Below are 19536 nucleotides of genomic sequence, written 5' to 3'. Positions count from 1 at the left end.
CTGGCAGCACAACGCCAGAGAGATGCGTTTGAACAGTTGCACGAAATTCGCTGAGTGCTGATATTGTAGTGCACGTTCATGAGATTTTCAATATGGCATGGGCTGCGCAGTGGTGGACAAAACAGGCCGACTGGGGTACGCTACCTGCAAAATTCGCATCGTCGAGTGAAACGAGCACATGCCATGCAAGCCTGGAAAACACGTGAACGAACGGTGGTGCTGCACCAGCCGCCCTACCTGAGCGTCGAAAACCATACGGTGGAATTGCCCGACGGGCGGCTGATCGAAAACTGGGCCTGGCTGGTCACGCCCGATTTTATCAACGTGGTGGCGGTGACGAGCGAGGGCAGGTGGCTGCTGTTCCGCCAGACCAAATACGCTGTGCAGGGAACCTCGCTTGCGCCGGTGGGCGGCTACCTTGAGCCGGGCGAAGACCCGCTGGCGGCGGCGCAGCGCGAGCTGCTGGAAGAAACTGGCTATGCCGCCGACAAGTGGCTGGCGCTGGGTTCATTCCCAATCGACGGCAACCGTGGCGCGGGCAACGGGCACCTGTTCCTGGCGCGCGGCGCGCGGTCCGTCGCGGCCATCCACGCCGACGATCTGGAAGAACAGGAGCTGCTGCTGATGAGCCGCGACGAAGTAGCGCAGGCGCTGGCGCAGGGCGAATTCAAGATCATGCCGTGGGCGGCGAATGTGGCGCTGGCGCTGCTGCAGCCCGAGTAGAAGGAGGCCAGGATGAAACGCGACCCACGCGGCCAGCTGCTGCGCCGCCAGCTCCAGCAGCTCATTCTGCTGCGCGAAACCGGCCCGAAAAGCGCGGCATGGCACCAGGCACGCACGCGCATGATCTGGCGGCTGCACGACGAGATCAGGCAGGATGAAAACGCGCCGCCCGCGCCAGAGGCGAAGAGCGAGGAGTAGGGCTCAGGAGTTAGGGGTCAGAAGTCGGGAGTCAGTAAGCTCGCTTTCAACATACGACCCCGCGTGGCTTGGCCACGCGGGGTCGTGTGTTTATTGGGCAAACGCTAGCGATTGTTGATACGCTCGCGCAGCAGCACGCCAAACACCAGCGCGCACAGCGCCAGCAGCACCAGCACGCCCGCGGGCGAGCCAGCGTCGCCAGTGCGTGGCAGGGTGGCTGGCACGGGCTGGCCGCCCGCAGACGGGGCTGCACCGCCAGCCGCTGGGGCTGCGCCGAAGTATTTCGTGTACACATCCGGCAGGAGCGTGAAGTTGCGCACATTGATCGCCGCCGGGTCGATCGTGCCTTTGGCCTGCACCCAGTTCGCCATCAAATCGCGGATCTCACTGGTCGAGGCCCACACGCGCGTGCCTTCCTTGAACATTGCGAAACCACCACCGCCCGAAGCACGATAGTTGTTGATCGCAATGCGGAATTTCTGATCGGGCGTAACGTCTTTGCCCTTGAATTGCAGCGTGGTGACGCGCTGGCCAACTGGCTTCGAAATGTCGATTGTGTAGTCGACGCCGGTATAAATGTCCCAGTTGTAGTCGCGCGCATTCGAGGCCACAAAGCCTTTGGGGTCGGCGGGCAGCGCGCCGGGCGTCACCTGGTTGAAGTACTCGGCGTCCTTCTCCAGCGCGCGGCGCAGGATGTCGCCATTGATCTCGAGCACGTAGAGCGTGTTGTCGTAGATATAGGCGCTATACACGTCGCGCAGCGCGATCTGGCCCTGCGGGAGCTGCCCACTGTCGGTGAACAGCGCCGCCAGCGAGATATCGACCGGGTAGCCAGCCGCTGCCGCAGCATCCGTCTGCACGGTGTTGATCAGGTCGGCCAGCGGGCCATCGATATAGCGCCCCTGCGGGCCACCCGGGAAGGCGCCGGTGGCGGTGCCGACGGGTGTGCTGATGTATTTCACCGTCTGGTCGTGGTAGGGGTAGGAAAGGTCTTTGATCTCGGTATCCTGATCGACGCCAGTTACCGGGATGGTCTGCGAGTCTTTGCTGCTGACCTGCCAGCTGGCGCCGCTGCGCTGGAGCTGCAGCGTAACCTTGCCAAGCACGCGGCCCCAGTACGACGATTCGATAATCAGCACGTTGTTGATGATCGTCTTCGGCACGTCGAGGTGCGAGTGGCCGGCCAGAATAACGTCGATGCCCGGCACCTGCTGCGCCAGCTCGATCGTCAGGTTTTCGTCGGGCAGCGAGCCGCTGTCCTGCCAGGTCGAAGGGTCGGTGAGCCAGTTTTCGGGCTTGCTGGTGTTGCTTGGGGTTTTGTCCCAGCCGATGTGCTGGGTGACAATCACGATATCCGCGCCTTCGCTGCGGATCTGGGGTACATAGCGCTTGGCCGTTTCGACCGGGTTGTCGAAGCGCAGGCCGGCGATGTTTTCGGGCTTTTCCCAGTTCGGGATGGCCGGCGTCGTCAGGCCCAGGATGCCAACCTTCACACCATTCACGTCTTTGATGACGTAGGGACGGAAGGCTTCGCCGCCATCGCTCTTGCGGATGTTGGCCGAAACCACCGGGAAGTTGAGCTGGCCGATCCAGCGATTCAGCGTTTCCTGGCCGTAGTTGAATTCGTGGTTGCCAAGCGCGGCAACATCATACTTGAGCGCGTTCATGGCCACGGCCATGGGGTGGGCGGCATTCTTGTCGATTGCGGCGTAGTAGTAGCCGAGCGGCGTGCCCTGAATCGTGTCGCCACTGTCGAGCAGCAGCGCGTTCGGGTCGGTGGCGCGCTCGCGGCGCACGAGGGTGGCAACCTTGGCCAGGCCCCACTCGGCGGTGCGGCCCGTGTAGTAGTCGTAGGCCAGCAGGTTGCTGTGCAGGTCGGTGGTTTGCAGGATGGTCAGGGTGCGGGTCTCGCCTTGGGCGGCGGCGGTGGGCGCTGCGGCCAGCGGCAGCACGAGCGCGCCAAGAAGCAGCAGCGCAATCATTCGGCGCCAGGTCATACGGGCTCCTCTCTTCGTCGATGAACCTCACGTATTGTGATATTGGGTAGTATTGGCGCCGCGCATCATACCACAGAATTGAGCAGTAGGTGGTATGCAGCCTAACTCTGGCACCGGCCAGGGTAACCTCGTTCGGCCTTGTGGATGGTAATGGCGTGGAGATTGACGTGGTCGGCCAGTGATCTTTTCTTTGTGCACCAGAACAGGCTGGGCGCTGGCCTAGTGCAGTATCAGGAAAGTGATGCGGAAATCAGGGAAGAACACCAGCATTGCAAACGCTAATCCCTATTCCTCATACCCTAAACCCTGCGCTGAAAGCGCATTAGGCATGGCGCAGGCGGCCGAGGACCGCGTCTGTCTCCTTGCTACAAGCAGTGGCGTAGCAGCCGATTCGACTGGCCGACCCACTTCACTCAGTGGCTTTCATTGGCCGGCGTGCTCAATGGTGATGACGACCTTGCCGCGGGCGTGGCCGCTCGCGAGGTAGCGCATCGCCTCGGGAAGCGCGCGAAGCGGATAGCAACGGTCGATGACCGGCACGACCACGCCGCTGTCGAGCAGCCCGCCCACGAACATCAGGTCGTCCCGACTGGGCCGAGCGACCAGGCCGCGCACGGTGATGCGGTGGGCGAGCGACAGCACCGGCCCGAGCAGCGTCGCCTGCACGATCGTCCCCACATCGCCGCCGGCCACGACGAGGCGGCCACGAGGGCTGAGCGCGCGCCGATACTCCGCGAGCGAACGCCGGCCGTTCACGACCAGGATCAGGTCGTAGCGCCGGCCATCCCGCGTGAAATCCTCCTGAGTGTAGTCGATGACGTGCGCTGCCCCGAGGGCGCGGGCCTGCTCCACGTTGCGCGTGCTGCACACCGCCGTCACCTCCATACCCATGGCCCGCGCCAGCTGCACCGCGAAGGTGCCGACGCCGCCCGATGCGCCGTGAACGAGCACGCGCTCTCCCGGCGCGACCGGCCCGGCGGCCCGCAGCCCCTGCAGCGCGGTAACTGCCGCCATTGGCACGGCCGCCGCCTGCGCGAAGCTGAGGCTGGCCGGCTTCGGCGCCAGCGCCTCCGCGCGGGCGCAGACGAACTCGGCAAACCCGCCGAGGTTGCCGGCGGCGAGGTCGCCATACACTGCGTCGCCCGGCTGAAAGCGTGTGGCGCCGCTGCCGACCGCGGCCACGCGCCCGGCGATGTCGGCGCCGAGGGTCGGGCGCTTCGGCCGGCGCAACCCCGCCGAAAGGCGGAGCGGCAGCGGCTCACCGCGCAGCAGGTAGAGGTCGGCCTGATTGAGCGACGCGGCGTGGACCTGCACCAGCACCTCGCCGGCCTCAGGTACGGGCCGGGCAACTGTGGTCGGCTCGAGCACATCGGGTGCGCCATATGCTCGATAGGTCATTGCTTGCACTGGTATTGCTTCTTTCTTTTTGGCCTGTGGTTCGCTGGGATGCGCAGGCGTCGCAGGCGCATCCATGCTTCCCTCGTGCAGTGGCTTCCGCGCCCGTTTCTTTACCGTCAAGACTCGCTACAGAACCATCGACAGCCTGTAGGACTTCCAGCCCAGGATGAGATGGAAGATGATAAGTCCGAAAACGCCAACGACGGCGACCGGCGAGCGAGAGTCGAGTACAAGGACAGAGGCCGCTATGACGCCAGCCACCCCGAGCACAACGCTTAACCCGCCAAAACCCGTGCCAAATGCCGGGGCATTGAACATGGCTACGCCGAGGGCAATCACACCTATCGGCAGAAAGATGAGCCCTGTGATGAGCAACGCATCGAATATTCCATGGCTCACCTGCCATAGCAGGACGAGCATGGCCTGCGCTTCGCGGGTCGCGCCGGGAGCGTGGTAGAGGTCGGAAATCGGTGTTTGCCAGATGTGATGGAGGGCATCGGCCGCGAGCACCACAAGACCCAGAATACCCAGAACACTCCCGAAGAGCGCGGGCGCGAGGCTTGTTTCCCGGAGCGCGCGATACAAGGCAAGAAAGTGGGTGACCCACAAGATGAGTACAACCAGATACAGGCTGTTCTCGACGATACGCGCCGTTCTAACCTCGGGAAACCTTGCAACCTCCACAAAGTTTGTTCCCACGAACACGCCTACGATCACGAAGACGACAATAAAGACGATGCCACCCAGAATGCCGGCCAGACCACCCCAACGCAAAACGCTCTTCTCCTGCGCTGTATTCTGTACCTTACTCACTATTCATATCCTTCTTCTAGACGATCTTGACATGGCTTGACAAGGCTCGTTGCATCGAGCCTGGATACACCTGACCGCGACGTCAGCCCTGCCCACGGATGAGCCGCAGGCCGGTGGCAACGAGCCAGACGAGCCACGTAGCCAGGCCCAGAACCCCGACGAACACCAGTGGCGAGCCTTCCGCGATGATGAGGTTTCCGGTCCCGGCCAGGATGGGCAAGCTGCCGCCCACCACGCCGAGCAGCCGCTGCCACGGCCGCGTCAGGCCGCTGGCGTGCGTAGCCAGCGCCGCGCCGATGAAGGTCGCGCCGAGTGCGGGCAGCGCAAGCGCGAAGATCGCGGCATGGAGCTGCCAGATCAGCGCGAAGGCGGGGGTCGGCTCGGCCAGACCGTCTGCGGCGAGCACGACCGCGATGTGCGTGGCAATGGTGAGGGCGAATAACGCCGCGAGCGTCGCTCCGGCTGCCACCGTGAGCCGCGACCAGTCCGCCCCTGCGCCGCCACGGCGCTGCACAAGCCCGTGCAGTGCAGTAACGAACATCAGGAGCAGCACCATGTTCACGGCCTCCAGCCCCGCAGCGACGGCCACAGCGCCCCGGTTGGCGGCGTGGTAGGCGAGGACCACACGGAGAGGATCGCCGTAGGTGGGCGCTCCGGTGCCGTCGCCAAGGCCGAGGATCTGGGCTACACCACCGTCAAACATCGCGTTCTGAGCGATCACTGACGCGGCTAAGGCGACCGCGATGACGCCGACCATTCGCGTCGTGGACACCCGGTTCCCTGCGGCCACTGCTGGTGTCGCTGCCTCGCTCGTTCGAGCTCCTCCGAGCGCTGACGTGATGTTTGTGCTCGCCTGCGCCACGTTCCCTGCATCGTTCACTGTGTATCTCCTTTTCTTGAATCTATTGATTGTGTTCATTGATCTGCTCGCTGGAGCTCAGCGCGAGCAGCGTCAGGCCAAGATCGCGCACTTTGCGCAGCAGCCCGTGCAAGGCGGCTTGATCGGCCACCGGGCCGCTGATCAGCGTTGCGCCGCTGGCGTCCTGGCTGATTGTCATCCCGTCGAACCAGGCCCGCCAGTCCGCGCTGAGCTGGCCCTTCACCGTGATCTGGTAGACCGCCGGCTCGCCACGGCTTGCCCTGAGAGGTTGGTGCTGCTCCATGCTCGCACTCCTGCGCGCTCGAACAGCACCACGATAGCACCCGACGGCGAGTGTGGCGTACCACCGCGGTGGTATTTGAGGGGGTATCTATGCACAACGCGCTATGGCTGAGCAAAATGGGCAACGGCGTGCTGCGCTGTGGCGTGCGGCGCTACGAAGTGTTCTCGTGTGTCGAGCGGGGTAGAGCGGAAGGTCAGGCGGGTTAGGATCGCTCCAGGAAGCCAAGCTCGCGGCCTCTGGCAACCGCCTGCGTGCGGCTTGCAACCCCAAGCTTGCTGTAGATATTGCGCGTATGCACCTTGACCGTCTGGGGCGAAAGGTGCAGCCGTGCGGCAAGCTCCTGGTTATTGAGCCCCTCGGCGATCAGGCGCAGCACCTCGCGCTCGCGTGCGGTGAGCGGCTCTTGAAAACGTTCGAGCAGTTGAGCGTTTGAGCGCAAAACACCACTCATCTCGTCAGCCTGCGCCTCAGCAGAAAAAGGGAATGCAGCGAGTAGCACAGCCCGATAGGAAGCAAGCAGATCACTTTGCGCTTTGCGTTTTGCGTTTTGCGCTTGGAGCAGCCGCGCCAGTGGCGGGCCCTCGTCGGCAAACAGCCGAACGTACCCCTCCGGCTCGGCCAGCGCCAGCGCGCGTTGCAGCGGGATACGTGCCTGATCCATATCGCCCCCGGCCTCGTGCGCGAGGCTTTGAAGCAGCAGCGCCTCGATCTGGCTGCCGATCCTGCCGCCAGCTTCCGCTGCCGCACACAGTCGCGTGAGAAGATCGAGCACATCGTGCAGATCGCTGGCGGCGTGGTCGTGGCGATAGCGGGCGATCAGCACGCGCGCGAGGGTCAGATGCTCGAACTCTCGCCGATAGCTCAGGGTGTCTGTGGCGGTGACGCCACACGCCGCGACCCATGCGGTTGCGGCGAGGAGATTGCCCTGCCGGATGTACACCCGCGCTTTGAGCGCCGCGACGGGGCGCAGGTCAGGGACGGGGTTGGGGAGATAGCGCCGCTCGGCCGCATCCAGCAGATCAAGCGCGGCATCCCAGTTGCCGGACGCCTCTTCGATGCGGGCCTGGGCCAGACGCCAGCGAAAGGGCCAGTCGATCAGGGCAGCCTGCTCGCCCCCTTCCTTGCTGGTGCGCAGGTGCAACGCGGCGGCTTCGGCATCGCCCTGCTCGTGGGCAATCACGGCCAGACCCAGGTGCAGGTGTGGGGCCGCCATCCTGAGGGCTTCGTGATCGGCCGGCACCAGGGTGAGGAACTGCCGGTACAGGCGGGCCGCCTCGCGCAGCTGGCCCTGGGCAAGCCGAATCTCCGCCAGATAGAAGCCACTGGCCAGGGCGAACGCAAGGTTGCCAGTCGCGCGCGTGTGCTCGATCCATGCGGCAAAGGCGCTGTAAGCCGCCTCAAGTGCGCCGCTGGCCCACTGGCTCACCCCCGCCAGCACGGTCGCCTGGGCGTACACCAGCGGCTCCGTCTCAGCGCTCAGGTCGCGCGCGGTGGTGGCATGCTGCTGGGCTGCGACAAAATCGCCGCGGCTCTGGGCCAGGTAGGCGCGGGCGGCGGCGATTCGCGCCGGCACGCTGGGCAGCAGCTCGCTGGCGACCACCACGATCGACGCCAGTTCGTCGTGCGATGCGGACAAGCTGCGCTCGGCGTGGCGCAGCCATGCCTCGCTCGCCTCGGTCTGGCCGGTATCCAGCAGCGCCCAGGCGTATTGGGTACACAGCACCGGCCTGACGCGCAGCACCTCTTCCGGGAGCTGGCCCACCCAGCGGCACCATGCGGCCGCCTGAAAGCTGCTGTCCATGTTCGGCCAGGCGCGCTCGGCCAGCGCGGCGACCCGGGCGGGGTCGGCGGCCGCAGCGGCGTGGTGCAATGCCTCAAGCAGCAGACCCTGGGCCTCATACCAGCCACTCGCCCGCAGGTGCAGCGTGGCGACCGCACCCGCGTCGGTGGCTACCTCGTGCGGGAAGCGCTGCCGCAGCAGTTCACCAAACAGATGGTGGTAGCGATACCAGAATCGCTGGTCGTCCAGTGAAACGAGAAACAGATTGGCGCGTTCGATGGCCTGGAGGGTCGCCTGCCCAGAGCCGGCGGGCAGGGCGAGGACCGCGTCACACAGCGGGCCACACAGCCGGTCGAGCACCGACGTGCGGAGCAGGAACTGCTGGAGCAGCGCGGGCTGCTGGTGGAGCACTTCTTCAAGCAGATAATCGAGCACAAAGCGCTGACTGCCGGAGAAGGATCGCACGAAACTGGCTGCGTCCTGATGGCCGCGCAGCGAAAGCGCCGCCAGATGAAGACCGGCGGCCCAGCCTTCGGTGCGGCGTGCGAGGGCTGCAACCACATCTGCCGACAGACGCAAACCTTCTGTCTGGCTGAGCAGCGCGCCCGCCTCGGCGTGGCTGAAGCGCAACTCGGCGGCGCGCAGCTCGGTGAGCTGATCACGGGCGCGCAGGCGGGCCAGAGGCAGCGGCGGATCCTCGCGGGTGGCGATTACCAGGTGGAGCTGGGGCGGCTGGTGCGCCAGCAACAGACCGAGAACCGCATCAACCGGCGCTGCATTGACCAGATGGTAGTCGTCGAGGACGAGTACGACTGGCTGCGTGAGCGCCGCGAGTGCGTTGATCAGGTCCGTCACTGCTGCGGCAGGTGCTGGTGCCTGTGGCGCAAGCAGCGCAGCCAGCAGCCCCGCCCCAAACTCGGGCACGACAGTTTGAAGCGCGGCCACAAGGTAGGCCAGAAAGCGCGCAGGCTCGTGGTCGCTCGCGTCGAGCGTTAGCCAGGCGACCGGGCGCGCGCACCCGTCCAGCCACTGGCTGAGCAGCGTGGTCTTGCCAAAGCCGGCCGGGGCGGCAAGCAGGGTCAGGTTGCGGCGCAGCCCGTCGTTGAGCCGCTCAATCAGGTGGGGCCGCAGCATCCCGTTCGGGCGGGGCGGCGGGCGGTATAGCTTTGTGGCGAGCAGCGGAGGGGGCGTTGCTCCAGTATGCATACTCAAGCGACCTCGATGATCCTCATAGGTCTACAAGCAGATTCACCAGCAACCACTACCATTTCTGGCGGATTTAATGCGGTGTATCTGGCAGGATGTCGCCAGGCAGAACCATGCTCAAGAGCGGGTTAGGAAAGCTGCGCGTCATCGTAATGGCGAAGAACGTCTCGGCAAGCCCGGGCAGCCTGGCAAACTCGACCAGCACGCCGCCCTCCAGCTCATCTTTTACCACGATCGACGGCACAACGGCCAGCCCGCTATGCTCACGCGCCACCAGACGCAGCATGGCCATATCGTCAACTTCGGCAACGATCTGCGGCTGGAACCCCAATCGCGCCATCAGCCCATCAAAGCCCATGCGAATAATCGACTGGGGCGACGGCACAACCAGCGCCTCCTGGCGTAACAGCCCCTCCAGCGGCACGTGAAGGCGGCTCGGATGCGGGTGCCCAACCAAACTCACGGGTTGCTCATCGATCACATGGACGACCCAGCGTGTTGTTGTATCGCGCAGCGGAGCGACGTCGGAGAGAACCACATCCAGTGTGTAGGCTTCGAGCCCTTTAAGCAATTCTTCCAGCGAACCTGAGCGAATAATCACTGCGACACCTGGCGCCGCGAGCGGTGTGCGCAGAAAGGCAAGCTGGAAATTGCGCGATAAAGTCGCCAGTGCACCAACCCGCAGGATCTTGAGCTGTGGCCCTTCGAGCCGTCCGAACGTGCCAAGTAGCTCATTCCCTTTGGCGAAGATCGTATCTGCAAGATTCAAAGCAATCGCGCCAGCTTCGGTTAAAACCAAGCGCCGGCCAATGCGCTCGAACAGCACCTGCCCCAACGAAGACTCTAATGTGCTGATTTGCATGGAAAGTGCAGATTGGGCAATATTGTGTTTCTGCGCGGCACGTGCAATGCTGCCCTCGTGCGCCACAATCCAGAAAGCGCGCAAGTGATGGTAGTTCAGCATGTTCTACAACCATTCTATAAAATAGAACAGTATCGACTGTTACTTCTATTTTTATGATTGGTTTCTTTATGATACCATCTCACCCGAGGAAGGCAAATGAAGCGCCCTGCCTGAGAGGTGCTTTAGAAGAGGTACTCGTTCGACAAAAGTGTCTATCATCACACAAGGAGGCAGCATGCATTTTTCGCTTTATCACACAATTCAACCTCTGGCTCCTGATGCTATCAATCTGGTGAGTGTGGACTCGATGCGGGTGATCAGCCACGCAATCGAGGATGTCGTTCTTCACCACTCGCAAGGGGCCGTGCTGAGCGCCGGTTTCCAGCGCACCTCCTTTTTTCGGCTGCAGGAAGCCCGCTATCGCTCACTTGCGCGTGTCTGTTCAGCTATTTCTGTGTATGCTGTGTCCGATATTCATGCGCCGGCTATTGAACCCATTACCTACGTCTCGCTTGCTCCGGAATCGCCGCTGGCACGCGAGTGGTTTCTGGTTGTCAATACGCCAGATTTTGCCTGCGCCCTGGTTGCGCAAGAGGTCGAGGGGCCACTTAGTGCGCCACGCCGCTTTCAGGCGCTTTTTCTTACCGATGGCGACACAATCGACGATATCGAGATGATCCTGCGCGATCGTGCGGATGCGCCGTATGAACCACCCCAGGTTCGCAATTATGCCTGGCGGCAACGGAACATCCAGCGCGTTGTCAGCCAGTTACTTGCGCATCAACAATCGCCAGCGCCGGCCTGCGAACGAGCCAAAGAGGCCGACGAGGTGCGCGAGCTCACCCGGCTTCTCCCGGCGTTTGCGAAGAATGCGGAGTGGCAGCGCTTTTTGCTCAACACCATCGAGCAGCGCGCTGCTGCGTTGGCCGTTTGATCTCAACGCTGGCAGGCGCTGCGTTCAACGGCAAAGCGTTTCGTGAGGCGTGCCACAAACCATGGCACGCCTCATTGCATAGTGTAAGCCGATTGCGTTGCACCCTAACCCTTGCGGCGCGCGTCGATCATGCGGCGGATTTCCTCACCCTGGCGCCATTCCTGCTCGGCAAGCTCGTCGGCGCGCAGCAGCGGCGGCACCGCCACGGGCCGGCCGCTGCCATCGACCGCGACCATGCTGAAGTAGCCGGTGGTGCACATGCGCCGGTCGCCAACCTGCGGGTGCTCGGCAAAAATATGTACGCGAGTGATCATTGAGGTGCGCCCAACGTAGATCACGCGCGCGCTGGCCTCAATGATCTCGCCCGCATGAATAGGCGTGCGGAAGTCGATACGTTCGCTCGACGCGGTGACGAGCGCGTTGCGGCAGAAGCGCAGCGCGGCAATCGCGGCAGCCTTGTCCATCAGGGCCATCACCTCGCCGCCGAACATCGTGCCGTGGTTGTTGGTCTGCCCGGGCAGGATGATGTCGGCAATCGTGACTTCGGGGGCGCTGCGCGCTTCCTGGTTGGTCATAGGTTCTCCTTTGTGGCGCGGACCTGCGTGTCCGCCACCCGCCCTCGTTTATTGCGAGGGCTCCGCGCCCTCGCGCTCCGCGGCAAGAGGCCGCCGCCGGCCTCCTGCACCTCGCCGCTGGGGCCTTGCCCCAGACCCCAAAAAGAGCGTGGTACGTTTTTGAAAAATTGTACTGTCATGCCTCCGTTGTGGATGAAGGGAAGGCATCAAACGATTCAACAAGCCTTGTCTATAGAAACACTCAAGCTGGTACGCTCCCGATCATTAGATGCCATCATTCCGCATAACGGAGGCATGACAGACCTGCATTGCACCTACGCACTACGCTCTTTCGGGTTCCAAGGGCGCAGCCCTTGGCCGGGGTGCTGGGGCGGGAGCCCCAGCGGCCCTGCGGCCAGAGCAAGCTGGCTTGAAACTGGCACTGCCTGCGGCCCGAGCAAGTTGCCTTGAAACTGGCACTGCATTTTAGCCCGAGCAAACAAGGCCGGGCGGACACACAGGTTCGCCCAGACAGCCAATGGCCCTGCGGCCTGAGCCAACTACGGAAGCGTCGCCCGCAGCTCGTTCGCACCCGCGTCGGGCGTGAGCAGCAAGCCCTGTGCGCTGGCCTCGGCCGCGCCGCCCGACACATCTGCGCCGCGCACGCCCACCAGCAGCGCGCGCCAGCCGCCCGCCGCATCGCCGCGCCGCGTGATGGTGATGGCTCGGCCGGCACGCTGCACCGCAAACTCGCACGCCACCCCGCCGTCGAGCGTCGGGATCTCCACCAGCGACTCGCCGCCTTCGGCCAGCTCGTATACCTGCAGCGTCACCCCGTCGGCGTAGTCGTAGTCGGGGCGGGCGGTGTTTGCGCCCAGCGCAAGCACAGTGTTCGGGCGCACCAGCAGCGGCATGCTCAGCGCGCCGTGCGTTTCGCGCAGCCAGCGCCCGCCCTGCACCGGCTCACCCGTCAGCAGGTTCGTCCAGCGCCCTTCCGGTAGGTAGTAGCTCACGCTGCCGTCGTAGGAAAACACGGGGGCGACCAGCAGCGACTCGCCCAGCATATACTGGCGGTCGAGGGAGTCGCAGGCCGGGTCGGCGGGGAACTCCAGCAGCATGGCGCGCATCAGCGGCGCGCCGGTATGCGCAGCCACGCGGGCTTGTGCGTACAGGTACGGCATGAGCCGGCATTTCAGGTTGGTGAAGGTGCGCAACACGTCGACCGCTTCTTCATCAAACAGCCACGGCACGCGGTACGACGAGCTGCCGTGCAGGCGGCTGTGCGACGACATCAGGCCGAACGCGACCCAGCGCTTGTAGAGCGCGGCCGGGGGCATGCCCTCGAAGCCGCCGATGTCGTGACTCCAAAAGCCAAAGCCCGACAGGCCCAGCGACAGGCCACCGCGCAGGCTTTCCGCCATCGCCTCAAACGTCGATTGGCAGTCGCCGCCCCAGTGCACCGGGAACTGCTGCCCGCCCGCCGTGGCCGAGCGCGCAAACACCACAGCCTCGCCCGCGCCGCGCTGCTCGCGCAACACATCGAACACGGTCTGGTTGTAAAGTTGGGCGTAGTAGTTATGCATCTTCTGCGGGTCGGAGCCGTCGTGATAAGATACATCGGTCGGGATGCGCTCGCCAAAGTCGGTTTTGAAGCAGTCTACGCCCATGTCGAGCAGCGCGCGCAGCTTGCCAGCATACCACGCGCAGGCGTCGGGGTTGGTAAAATCGACCAGTGCCATGCCAGGCTGCCACAAATCCCACTGCCACACGTCGCCATTCGGCCGCCGCAGCAGAAAGCCCTCGCGCATGCCCTCGGCAAAGAGCGGCGAGCGCTGCGCGATGTACGGGTTGATCCACACGCAGATACGCAGCCCACGCGCTTTCAGGCGCTGCAGCATGCCGGCCGGGTCGGGAAACATGCGCCGATCCCACTCGAAATCGCACCAGTTGAACTCGCGCATCCAGAAGCAATCGAAGTGAAACACATGCAGCGGCAGCTCGCGATCGGCCATGCCCTGGATGAAACTCGTCACCGTGGCTTCGTCGTAGCTGGTGGTGAAGGATGTAGTGAGCCACAGGCCGAACGACCATGCCGGCGGCAGTGGCGCGCGCCCGGTCAGCGCGGTGTATTTCGCCAGCACTTCCTTGGGCGTTGGGCCGTAGATCAGGAAATATTCAAGCGTCTCGCCCGGCACGCTGAACTGCGCCCGGGCAACTTTCTCGCTGGCGACCTCGAACGACACAAGCTCGGGATGGTTCACAAACACGCCATAGCCGCGATTGGTCAGGTAGAAGGGCACGTTCTTATACGCCTGCTCGCTGCTGGTGCCACCGTCCTGGTTCCAGATGTCGACGGTCTGGCCGTTCTTGACAAAGGCGGTGAAGCGCTCGCCCAGGCCGTAGACGTTTTCGCCCACGCCCAGCGCAAGCTGCTCGTGCATAAAGTGCTCGCCCTCGCGCTCGATGTAGCCCATGCCACGCGGCTCGCTCGCCGTCAGGGTGTGGCCATGCTCATCCTCGAAGGCCACGCGCCACGCGCCGCCACGCGCCACCCGCGCCGTGAGCCGCCCGCTCGACAGCGTCGCCGCGCCTTCGCCATCAGTGGCGCGCACGCTGCGTGCGGTCTGCTCAGCAATCGCAAAGTGCGGCCCGCGCGGCTGCCCGCCCGCGAAGTGCGTCAGCCGCACGCGGATCACATCGTCCATCGGCGCGGACAGCCCGATGGTGAGCAGCGGGCCTTTCAGCGTGTCGCCGCGATGGTTGATGCGCGATGTGGGGGCGGAGATTGTCAGCGTGTCGTCGGTGGCATCGACATCGTAGGCTTCGGCGGGGTAGAACGCTGCGACGCCGGGCCGCAGCAGCCAGTTGCCGTCGGTGAATTTCATAGCGCTATTCCTTTGTGTGCAGGCGCAGCGGGTTGCGGTGCGAGAGCATACTCGCCTGCGGCGGCTTTGTCAATCAGGGCTGCGCGCCCTCGCGTTCCGCAAGGCCGTAAGCAGAGCCACCTAAACGCCAGTTTGCTCGGGCCGCAAGGCCGCAGGGGCGGCGCCCGCCCCTGCACCCCGGCGCTGGGGCTTGCGCCCCAGACCCCGAATTTGATCTGGTTGGCATATTTGAATTTTGTGTGTCATGCCTCCGTTATGCCATTCTGCTGGCAGCGAACAATAGAGGCAGCATCAATGTTGACCGCTTTCAAAATCGAGCAAAACTCTTCTCGTTCGATGCCTTGCATTCATCCACAACGGAGGCATGACTGGAAAACATTTCGCATGACTACCACGTTCTTTAAGGGGTTCGGGGCAAGGCCCCGACGCCGCGGTTAGGGGCGGGCGGCCGCCCCTAACCGCGGGGCACGGGGTCGCGCAGACCCCGACTAACCTCGCATTGGGAGCATACTGACCGCAGGGCATGGGGTCGCGCAGACCCCGACTAACCTCGCATTGGGCCTATGCTAGCCGAGACACGGAGCCGCACAGGCAAAAATTCCACCGAAGGTGTAAAAACGCCACCGCAGCGCGTTCAATCAAATAGAAGCGAGATAGTGTCAGGAGCATCTATGGCATCCAGCGACCTTGAGCAAACACTGCGCGAGCTGCAGGCGGCCAGCTACACCCTGCCAGGCACAGCCGAAACCGAGCTGCACTGCGACCTTGTGATGAAAGGCGGCATCACCAGCGGCGTCGTTTACCCGATGGCAGTGCTGAACCTCGCCCGGCGCTACCGCTTCCACTCGATCGGCGGTACCTCGGCTGGCGCGATTGCCGCCGCAGTGACAGCTGCCGCCGAGTATGGCCGCGAGCGCGGCGGTTTCAACCGCCTGGTCGATGTAGTGCGCGAGCTGCAGCGCCCCGGCTTTCTGGCGAACGTCTTTCAGCCCATGCCGCGCACCCGCCCAGTGCTGCAGCTCCTTTTTTTGTCGCTCGATTTCAAGCGCCGCGCCAAAGAGCAAACCGACGACATCCCGACGCGCCTGCGCCTGACCGGCAGTGTTTTCCGCCTGCTTGGCGCGCTGACCTTTGCGCCGCCGAGCAGGGCTGGCATGATTGGCGGGCTGCTTGGCGCGGCGCTGGCCGCCCTGGGCGCAAGCGGCTGGATCGTCGCGGGGGTGGCGGGCAATGGCTGGCAGCTCGTGTGGGGCGTGCTGCTGATCGTCCTGTTCGCGTGGCTGTGCGGCATGATCGGCACGCTCGGCAGCATCCTGCTGGGCGAGCTGCCCGCCAACTACTTCGGCGTGTGCGGCGGCAGGCCAGTGGCCGACCATGCGCGCAACCGGCTCGTGCCCGCTGCTGGCACGCAAAGCCCCGCGCTCACCGACTGGCTCGCCAGCACAATCGACGCGCTGGCGGGCATGCCGGCCGGGCAGCCGCTCACCTTCGGAAAGCTGCGCGCCAAACCTGCGAATACGCCCGGCACCGACTGGGGCATTCGGCTCAACACCGTCACCACCAACATCAGCCAGGGTCAGCCCTATGTCATGCCCTTCGCCGACCGCCAATTTCTGTTCAGCGAAGAAGAATGCCGCGATCTCTTCCCGCCCTATGTCGTCGATTACATGGTACAGCACGCCTATGGGCCAGCCGATTTCGCCATGCCCGCCACCATCACCGACGAGCGCGGGCGCACGCACACGCTGCGCTTTCTGCCCGAAAGCGACAACCTGCCCGTCATTCTGGGCGTGCGCATGAGCCTGAGCTTCCCGGTGCTGCTGAGCGCCGTGCCGCTGTGGACGATCAGCCGCGAAACGTTTCGCGCGCCCGAATTTCGTGCGCCCTTCACGCTGAGCGCCAGAAACGTGCGCCGCAACTGGTTCAGCGACGGCGGCATTTGCAGCAACTTCCCGATCCACTTCTACGATCAGATTCTGCCACCTTACCCGACCTTCGGCATCAACCTCGGCCAGCAAACCATTGACGATCAATCTGGCCAGGTTGCCAGCCTCGATTTCCAGTGGGAAGAATCGCCCCAGAGCAATGCCGACCCGGCGCAGCGTGCCTACTCAACCGCACCCGACGCGCACGTGCCAACATCCAGCGTGTCGCTACCTTCGTCCTACCCGCGCGATCGACCCGGCCCGCTGTGGGAAGCACTCGACGGCTCACTGCCCGGATTCATCGGCGCGATCGTCAACACGGGCCTGTTTTACCGCGACATCGTGCAATCGCGCCTGCCCAGCTACTACGACCGCATTGTGACAATCTACCTGAACGACCGCGAGGGCGGCATCAACCTCGACATGCCGCCCAGCACGATCAGCAAGATCGCCAGCAAGGGCTACGAGGCCGCTGACGCGATTTTTGGCACCTTCAACTTCGACCACCACCTGTGGGTGCGCATGCGCCTGCTGCTTGGCAAGCTCGAACAAGGGCTGATCGAGCTGCACGACCCGCTGTTCACGAAGAAACCACAGGTCAATCAGGCAAAGCTCAATGCGCTGGTGGGCGAGATCACAACCTTCCTGGCCGACAGCGGCGTGGCGCATACCACCGTGCAGCAGCTGCTCGACGCGCAGCAGGCCGCCTACGCCCAGGAAGGCACGCGCTACCCCTACCCGCGCGACGCCGAGTGGCTCCAGGCAGTGCTGCCGCAGCTCTACGTCTTCCTGCTGATGATCCAGCAGTGGGGCGGCGCGGATCGGGCGCGCTTGCAGCTCGGCCAGCCCGACGAAACCCTTGCCGAGCTGCGCCAGCGCGAAGATCATATTCGCCTGCGTGTGACGCCAGAGCTGTAGCGTTGGCTGTCTGGGCGGACACAGGTCCGCCCGGCCTTGTTTGCTCGGGCCGCAAGGCCATTGGTTGTCTGGGCGGACCTGTGTGTCCGCCCGGCCTTGTTTGCTCAGGCCGCAAGGCCATTGGTTGTCTGGGCGGACCTGTGTGTCCGCCCGGCCTTGTTTGCTCAGGCCGCAAGGCCATTGGTTGTCTGGGCGGGTCTGTGTGTCCGCCCGGCCTTGTTTGCTCAGGCCGCAAGGCCGCCGGGGCTCGCGCCGCCCCGGCACCCGGCGTCGGGGCTTTCGCCCCGAACCCCAAATTTTGGGTGGTTGCCATCGTAAAGTTTGCGGGTCATGCCTCCGTTATGCCGTCCGCTGGCATCAACCGATAAGTACAGAAGCTGCATACAACGCTGGTGCGGCATCACTCAACAGTTGCCTGCTTTTTGGCACAACGGAGGCATAACCGTATAGCATTTCGTTTATTTTCCACGTTCTTTTTGGGGTTCGGGGCAAGGCCCCGACGGCGGGGTTGTTAGGGGCCGGCGGCGGCCCCTGACCGCGGAGCGCGAGGGCGCGCAGCCCTCGCAATGGGTGCAGGCGGACACATAGGTCCGCCCAGACGGGTCCGCCTGGGCGGATCGCGAGGGTGTGCTATCATAGCAGCTCCAATCACCCACAAGGAGCACACATGACCGATACAATTGCCGAGCGCACCCGCGCCGATCAGGCCCACCTCATCCACCCGCTGCACCACCCCAGCGCCCACCAGGCCCCCAAAATCTGGGTTTCCGGCCAGGGCGCCCTTGTGCGCGACGCCGAAGGGCGCGACTTCATCGACGGCCTGAGCGGGCTGTGGAACGTCCACGTCGGGCATGGCCGCCGCGAGCTGGCGCAGGCCGCCTACGACCAGATGAGCACGTTGGCCTACAACTCGTCCTACGCCGGCTCGACCAACCTGCCCGCGATTGAGCTGGCCGAAAAGCTCAGCGCGTTGGTCTACCCCTCGATCAACACCTTCTTCTTTACCAGCGGCGGCGCCGAGGCCAGCGAAAGCTCGTTCAAAACTGCGCGTTTCTACTGGAAGGCGCTTGGCAAGCCCGAGAAAACCAAGGTGATTGCCCGCACCCGTGCCTATCACGGCGTCACGCTCGCGGCCATGAGCGCCACTGGCCTCGCCAACTTCTGGCCCATGTTCGAGCCGCGCGTGCCCGGCTTTCTGCACATCGAATCGCCCTTCCCTTACCGCTTTGTCAACCCTAGCCCCGCGCTGAGCGACGGCGTGGCGGCGGCGAATTTGCTCGAAGAAGCGATTTTGCGCGAAGGTGCCGACACCGTTGCCGCGTTTATTGCCGAGCCGGTGCAGGGCGCGGGCGGCGTGATCGTTCCGCAGGACGACTATTTTGCGCGCATTCGCGAGATCTGCGATAAGTACGAAGTGCTGCTGATCGCCGACGAGGTAATCACTGGCTTTGGCCGCACCGGGCGCTGGTTCGGCCTAGAGCACTATGGCGTCGAGCCCGACATCATGCAGTTCGCGAAGGGCGTCACCAGCGGCTACATCCCGCTTGGCGGCATTGGCGTCTCCGACGCCATCCGCGACGTGATGAACAACGTGCCGCCCGCGCAGCGCTGGATGCACGCCTTCACCTACTCGGGCCACCCAACCTGCGCGGCCGTCGCGCTGCGCAATATCGCAATCATCGAGGACGAAGGGCTGGTGCAGCGCGCCGCCGAGGTGGGCGCGCGCTTCCAGAGCCGCCTGCGCGAGCTGCTGGCCCACCCGCACGTTGGCGATGTGCGCGGCATCGGCATGATTGCCGCCGTCGAGGTAGTGGCCGACAAGGCCAGCAAGCAGCCCTTCCCCGCCGCGGCTGGCGTGACGCAGAAGCTGGTCGATGCAATGATGGAGCGCGGCCTGTTCACGCGCGTAGTGCTGGATGCAGTGTGCCTCGCGCCGCCGCTTGTCACCACCGAGGAGCAGCTCGACGCAATTGTCGAGGCGGTAGGCGGCGCAGTCGAAAGTGTGGTCGCCGGGGTCAGCGCTTAGAAAGAGTAATCCACAGATGACACAGATTTCGCAGATGATGCATGCTGTGTGCAGATCTGCGAAATCTGTGTCATCTGTGGATGAATATGATCAGGGAAAATAAACGTGTTCG

14 protein-coding genes are annotated in these 19536 nt (G+C 64.1%); 5 read left to right on the top strand and 9 right to left on the bottom strand.

What is annotated here, in order from left to right; genetic code table 11:
• Window positions 1-183 precede the first annotated feature (183 nt).
• On the top strand, window positions 184-723 hold the full coding sequence (locus M1P90_RS03160; protein WP_483701206.1) for an NUDIX hydrolase: 540 nt from the start codon (window positions 184-186) through the stop codon (window positions 721-723).
• Window positions 724-735: 12 nt separating this feature from the next.
• Entirely contained in the window at window positions 736-921 is a 186-nt protein-coding gene (locus M1P90_RS03155) for a hypothetical protein (protein ID WP_483701205.1), read from the top strand.
• Between the two features lie 104 nt (window positions 922-1025).
• Here M1P90_RS03155 and M1P90_RS03150 read toward each other — a convergent pair whose 3' ends face one another.
• From M1P90_RS03150 to M1P90_RS03120, 7 genes are all read right to left on the bottom strand, one after another.
• Window positions 1026-2918, bottom strand: a complete 1893-nt coding sequence (locus M1P90_RS03150) for a bifunctional metallophosphatase/5'-nucleotidase (protein ID WP_483701204.1) — start codon at window positions 2916-2918, stop codon at window positions 1026-1028.
• 423 nt (window positions 2919-3341) lie between these two features.
• Window positions 3342-4286, bottom strand: a complete 945-nt coding sequence (locus M1P90_RS03145) for an NAD(P)-dependent alcohol dehydrogenase (protein WP_483701203.1) — start codon at window positions 4284-4286, stop codon at window positions 3342-3344.
• Between the two features lie 156 nt (window positions 4287-4442).
• Window positions 4443-5129, bottom strand: coding sequence for a hypothetical protein (locus M1P90_RS03140; RefSeq protein WP_483701202.1), 687 nt, complete (start codon window positions 5127-5129; stop codon window positions 4443-4445).
• Between the two features lie 82 nt (window positions 5130-5211).
• A complete protein-coding gene (locus M1P90_RS03135) occupies window positions 5212-6048 on the bottom strand; it encodes a hypothetical protein (protein ID WP_483701201.1) in 837 nt (278 codons plus the stop codon).
• Entirely contained in the window at window positions 6032-6292 is a 261-nt protein-coding gene (locus M1P90_RS03130) for a hypothetical protein (protein ID WP_483701200.1), read from the bottom strand. Before M1P90_RS03130 ends, M1P90_RS03135 begins: the two co-directional genes overlap by 17 nt.
• A 202-nt stretch (window positions 6293-6494) precedes the next feature.
• Window positions 6495-9278: a winged helix-turn-helix domain-containing protein gene (locus tag M1P90_RS03125; protein ID WP_483701199.1), complete on the bottom strand. Its 2784-nt coding sequence runs from the start codon at window positions 9276-9278 to the stop codon at window positions 6495-6497.
• A gap of 73 nt (window positions 9279-9351) precedes the next feature.
• The gene (locus M1P90_RS03120; RefSeq protein ID WP_483701198.1) at window positions 9352-10242 is read right to left on the bottom strand and encodes a LysR family transcriptional regulator; all 891 of its coding nucleotides are present in this window, start codon (window positions 10240-10242) and stop codon (window positions 9352-9354) included.
• A 175-nt stretch (window positions 10243-10417) separates the two neighbouring features.
• Between M1P90_RS03120 and M1P90_RS03115 the strand changes: the two genes are divergently transcribed.
• Entirely contained in the window at window positions 10418-11116 is a 699-nt protein-coding gene (locus M1P90_RS03115; RefSeq protein WP_483701197.1) for a DICT sensory domain-containing protein, read from the top strand.
• Window positions 11117-11220: 104 nt separating this feature from the next.
• Here M1P90_RS03115 and M1P90_RS03110 read toward each other — a convergent pair whose 3' ends face one another.
• Both M1P90_RS03110 and yicI read right to left on the bottom strand, forming a co-directional pair.
• Window positions 11221-11691 carry an acyl-CoA thioesterase gene (locus tag M1P90_RS03110; RefSeq protein WP_483701196.1) on the bottom strand — a complete coding sequence of 157 codons (471 nt, stop codon included), beginning with the start codon at window positions 11689-11691 and terminating at the stop codon, window positions 11221-11223.
• Window positions 11692-12230: 539 nt separating this feature from the next.
• Window positions 12231-14555 (bottom strand): alpha-xylosidase, encoded by a 2325-nt coding sequence (gene yicI, locus M1P90_RS03105; protein ID WP_483701195.1) that lies wholly within the window; start codon window positions 14553-14555, stop codon window positions 12231-12233.
• A 671-nt stretch (window positions 14556-15226) separates the two neighbouring features.
• On the opposite strand from yicI, the gene M1P90_RS03100 reads away from it, so the two are divergent.
• Together M1P90_RS03100 and M1P90_RS03095 are read left to right on the top strand one after the other, a co-directional pair.
• On the top strand, window positions 15227-17398 hold the full coding sequence (locus tag M1P90_RS03100) for a hypothetical protein (RefSeq protein WP_483701194.1): 2172 nt from the start codon (window positions 15227-15229) through the stop codon (window positions 17396-17398).
• A 667-nt stretch (window positions 17399-18065) separates the two neighbouring features.
• Window positions 18066-19424: an aminotransferase family protein gene (locus M1P90_RS03095; protein ID WP_483701193.1), complete on the top strand. Its 1359-nt coding sequence runs from the start codon at window positions 18066-18068 to the stop codon at window positions 19422-19424.
• Window positions 19425-19536: the final 112 nt, after the last annotated feature.

Source organism: Kouleothrix sp. 19917 (genome assembly GCF_057073505.1).
Note: the sequence above shows the minus strand (reverse complement) of the source record. Positions and strands in the feature narration are given on the sequence as shown.

Bases quoted from the DNA above. Each gene is read 5' to 3' on its own strand.
- M1P90_RS03160 (WP_483701206.1), top strand. From the start codon at position 184: ATGCAAGCCTGGAAAACACGTGAACGAACGGTGGTGCTGCACCAGCCG.
- M1P90_RS03155 (WP_483701205.1), top strand. From the start codon at position 736: ATGAAACGCGACCCACGCGGCCAGCTGCTGCGCCGCCAGCTCCAGCAG.
- M1P90_RS03150 (WP_483701204.1), bottom strand. From the start codon at position 2,918: ATGACCTGGCGCCGAATGATTGCGCTGCTGCTTCTTGGCGCGCTCGTG.
- M1P90_RS03135 (WP_483701201.1), bottom strand. From the start codon at position 6,048: ATGAACACAATCAATAGATTCAAGAAAAGGAGATACACAGTGAACGAT.
- M1P90_RS03130 (WP_483701200.1), bottom strand. From the start codon at position 6,292: ATGGAGCAGCACCAACCTCTCAGGGCAAGCCGTGGCGAGCCGGCGGTC.
- M1P90_RS03125 (WP_483701199.1), bottom strand. From the start codon at position 9,278: ATGCATACTGGAGCAACGCCCCCTCCGCTGCTCGCCACAAAGCTATAC.
- M1P90_RS03120 (WP_483701198.1), bottom strand. From the start codon at position 10,242: ATGCTGAACTACCATCACTTGCGCGCTTTCTGGATTGTGGCGCACGAG.
- M1P90_RS03115 (WP_483701197.1), top strand. From the start codon at position 10,418: ATGCATTTTTCGCTTTATCACACAATTCAACCTCTGGCTCCTGATGCT.
- M1P90_RS03110 (WP_483701196.1), bottom strand. From the start codon at position 11,691: ATGACCAACCAGGAAGCGCGCAGCGCCCCCGAAGTCACGATTGCCGAC.
- yicI (WP_483701195.1), bottom strand. From the start codon at position 14,555: ATGAAATTCACCGACGGCAACTGGCTGCTGCGGCCCGGCGTCGCAGCG.
- M1P90_RS03100 (WP_483701194.1), top strand. From the start codon at position 15,227: ATGGCATCCAGCGACCTTGAGCAAACACTGCGCGAGCTGCAGGCGGCC.
- M1P90_RS03095 (WP_483701193.1), top strand. From the start codon at position 18,066: ATGACCGATACAATTGCCGAGCGCACCCGCGCCGATCAGGCCCACCTC.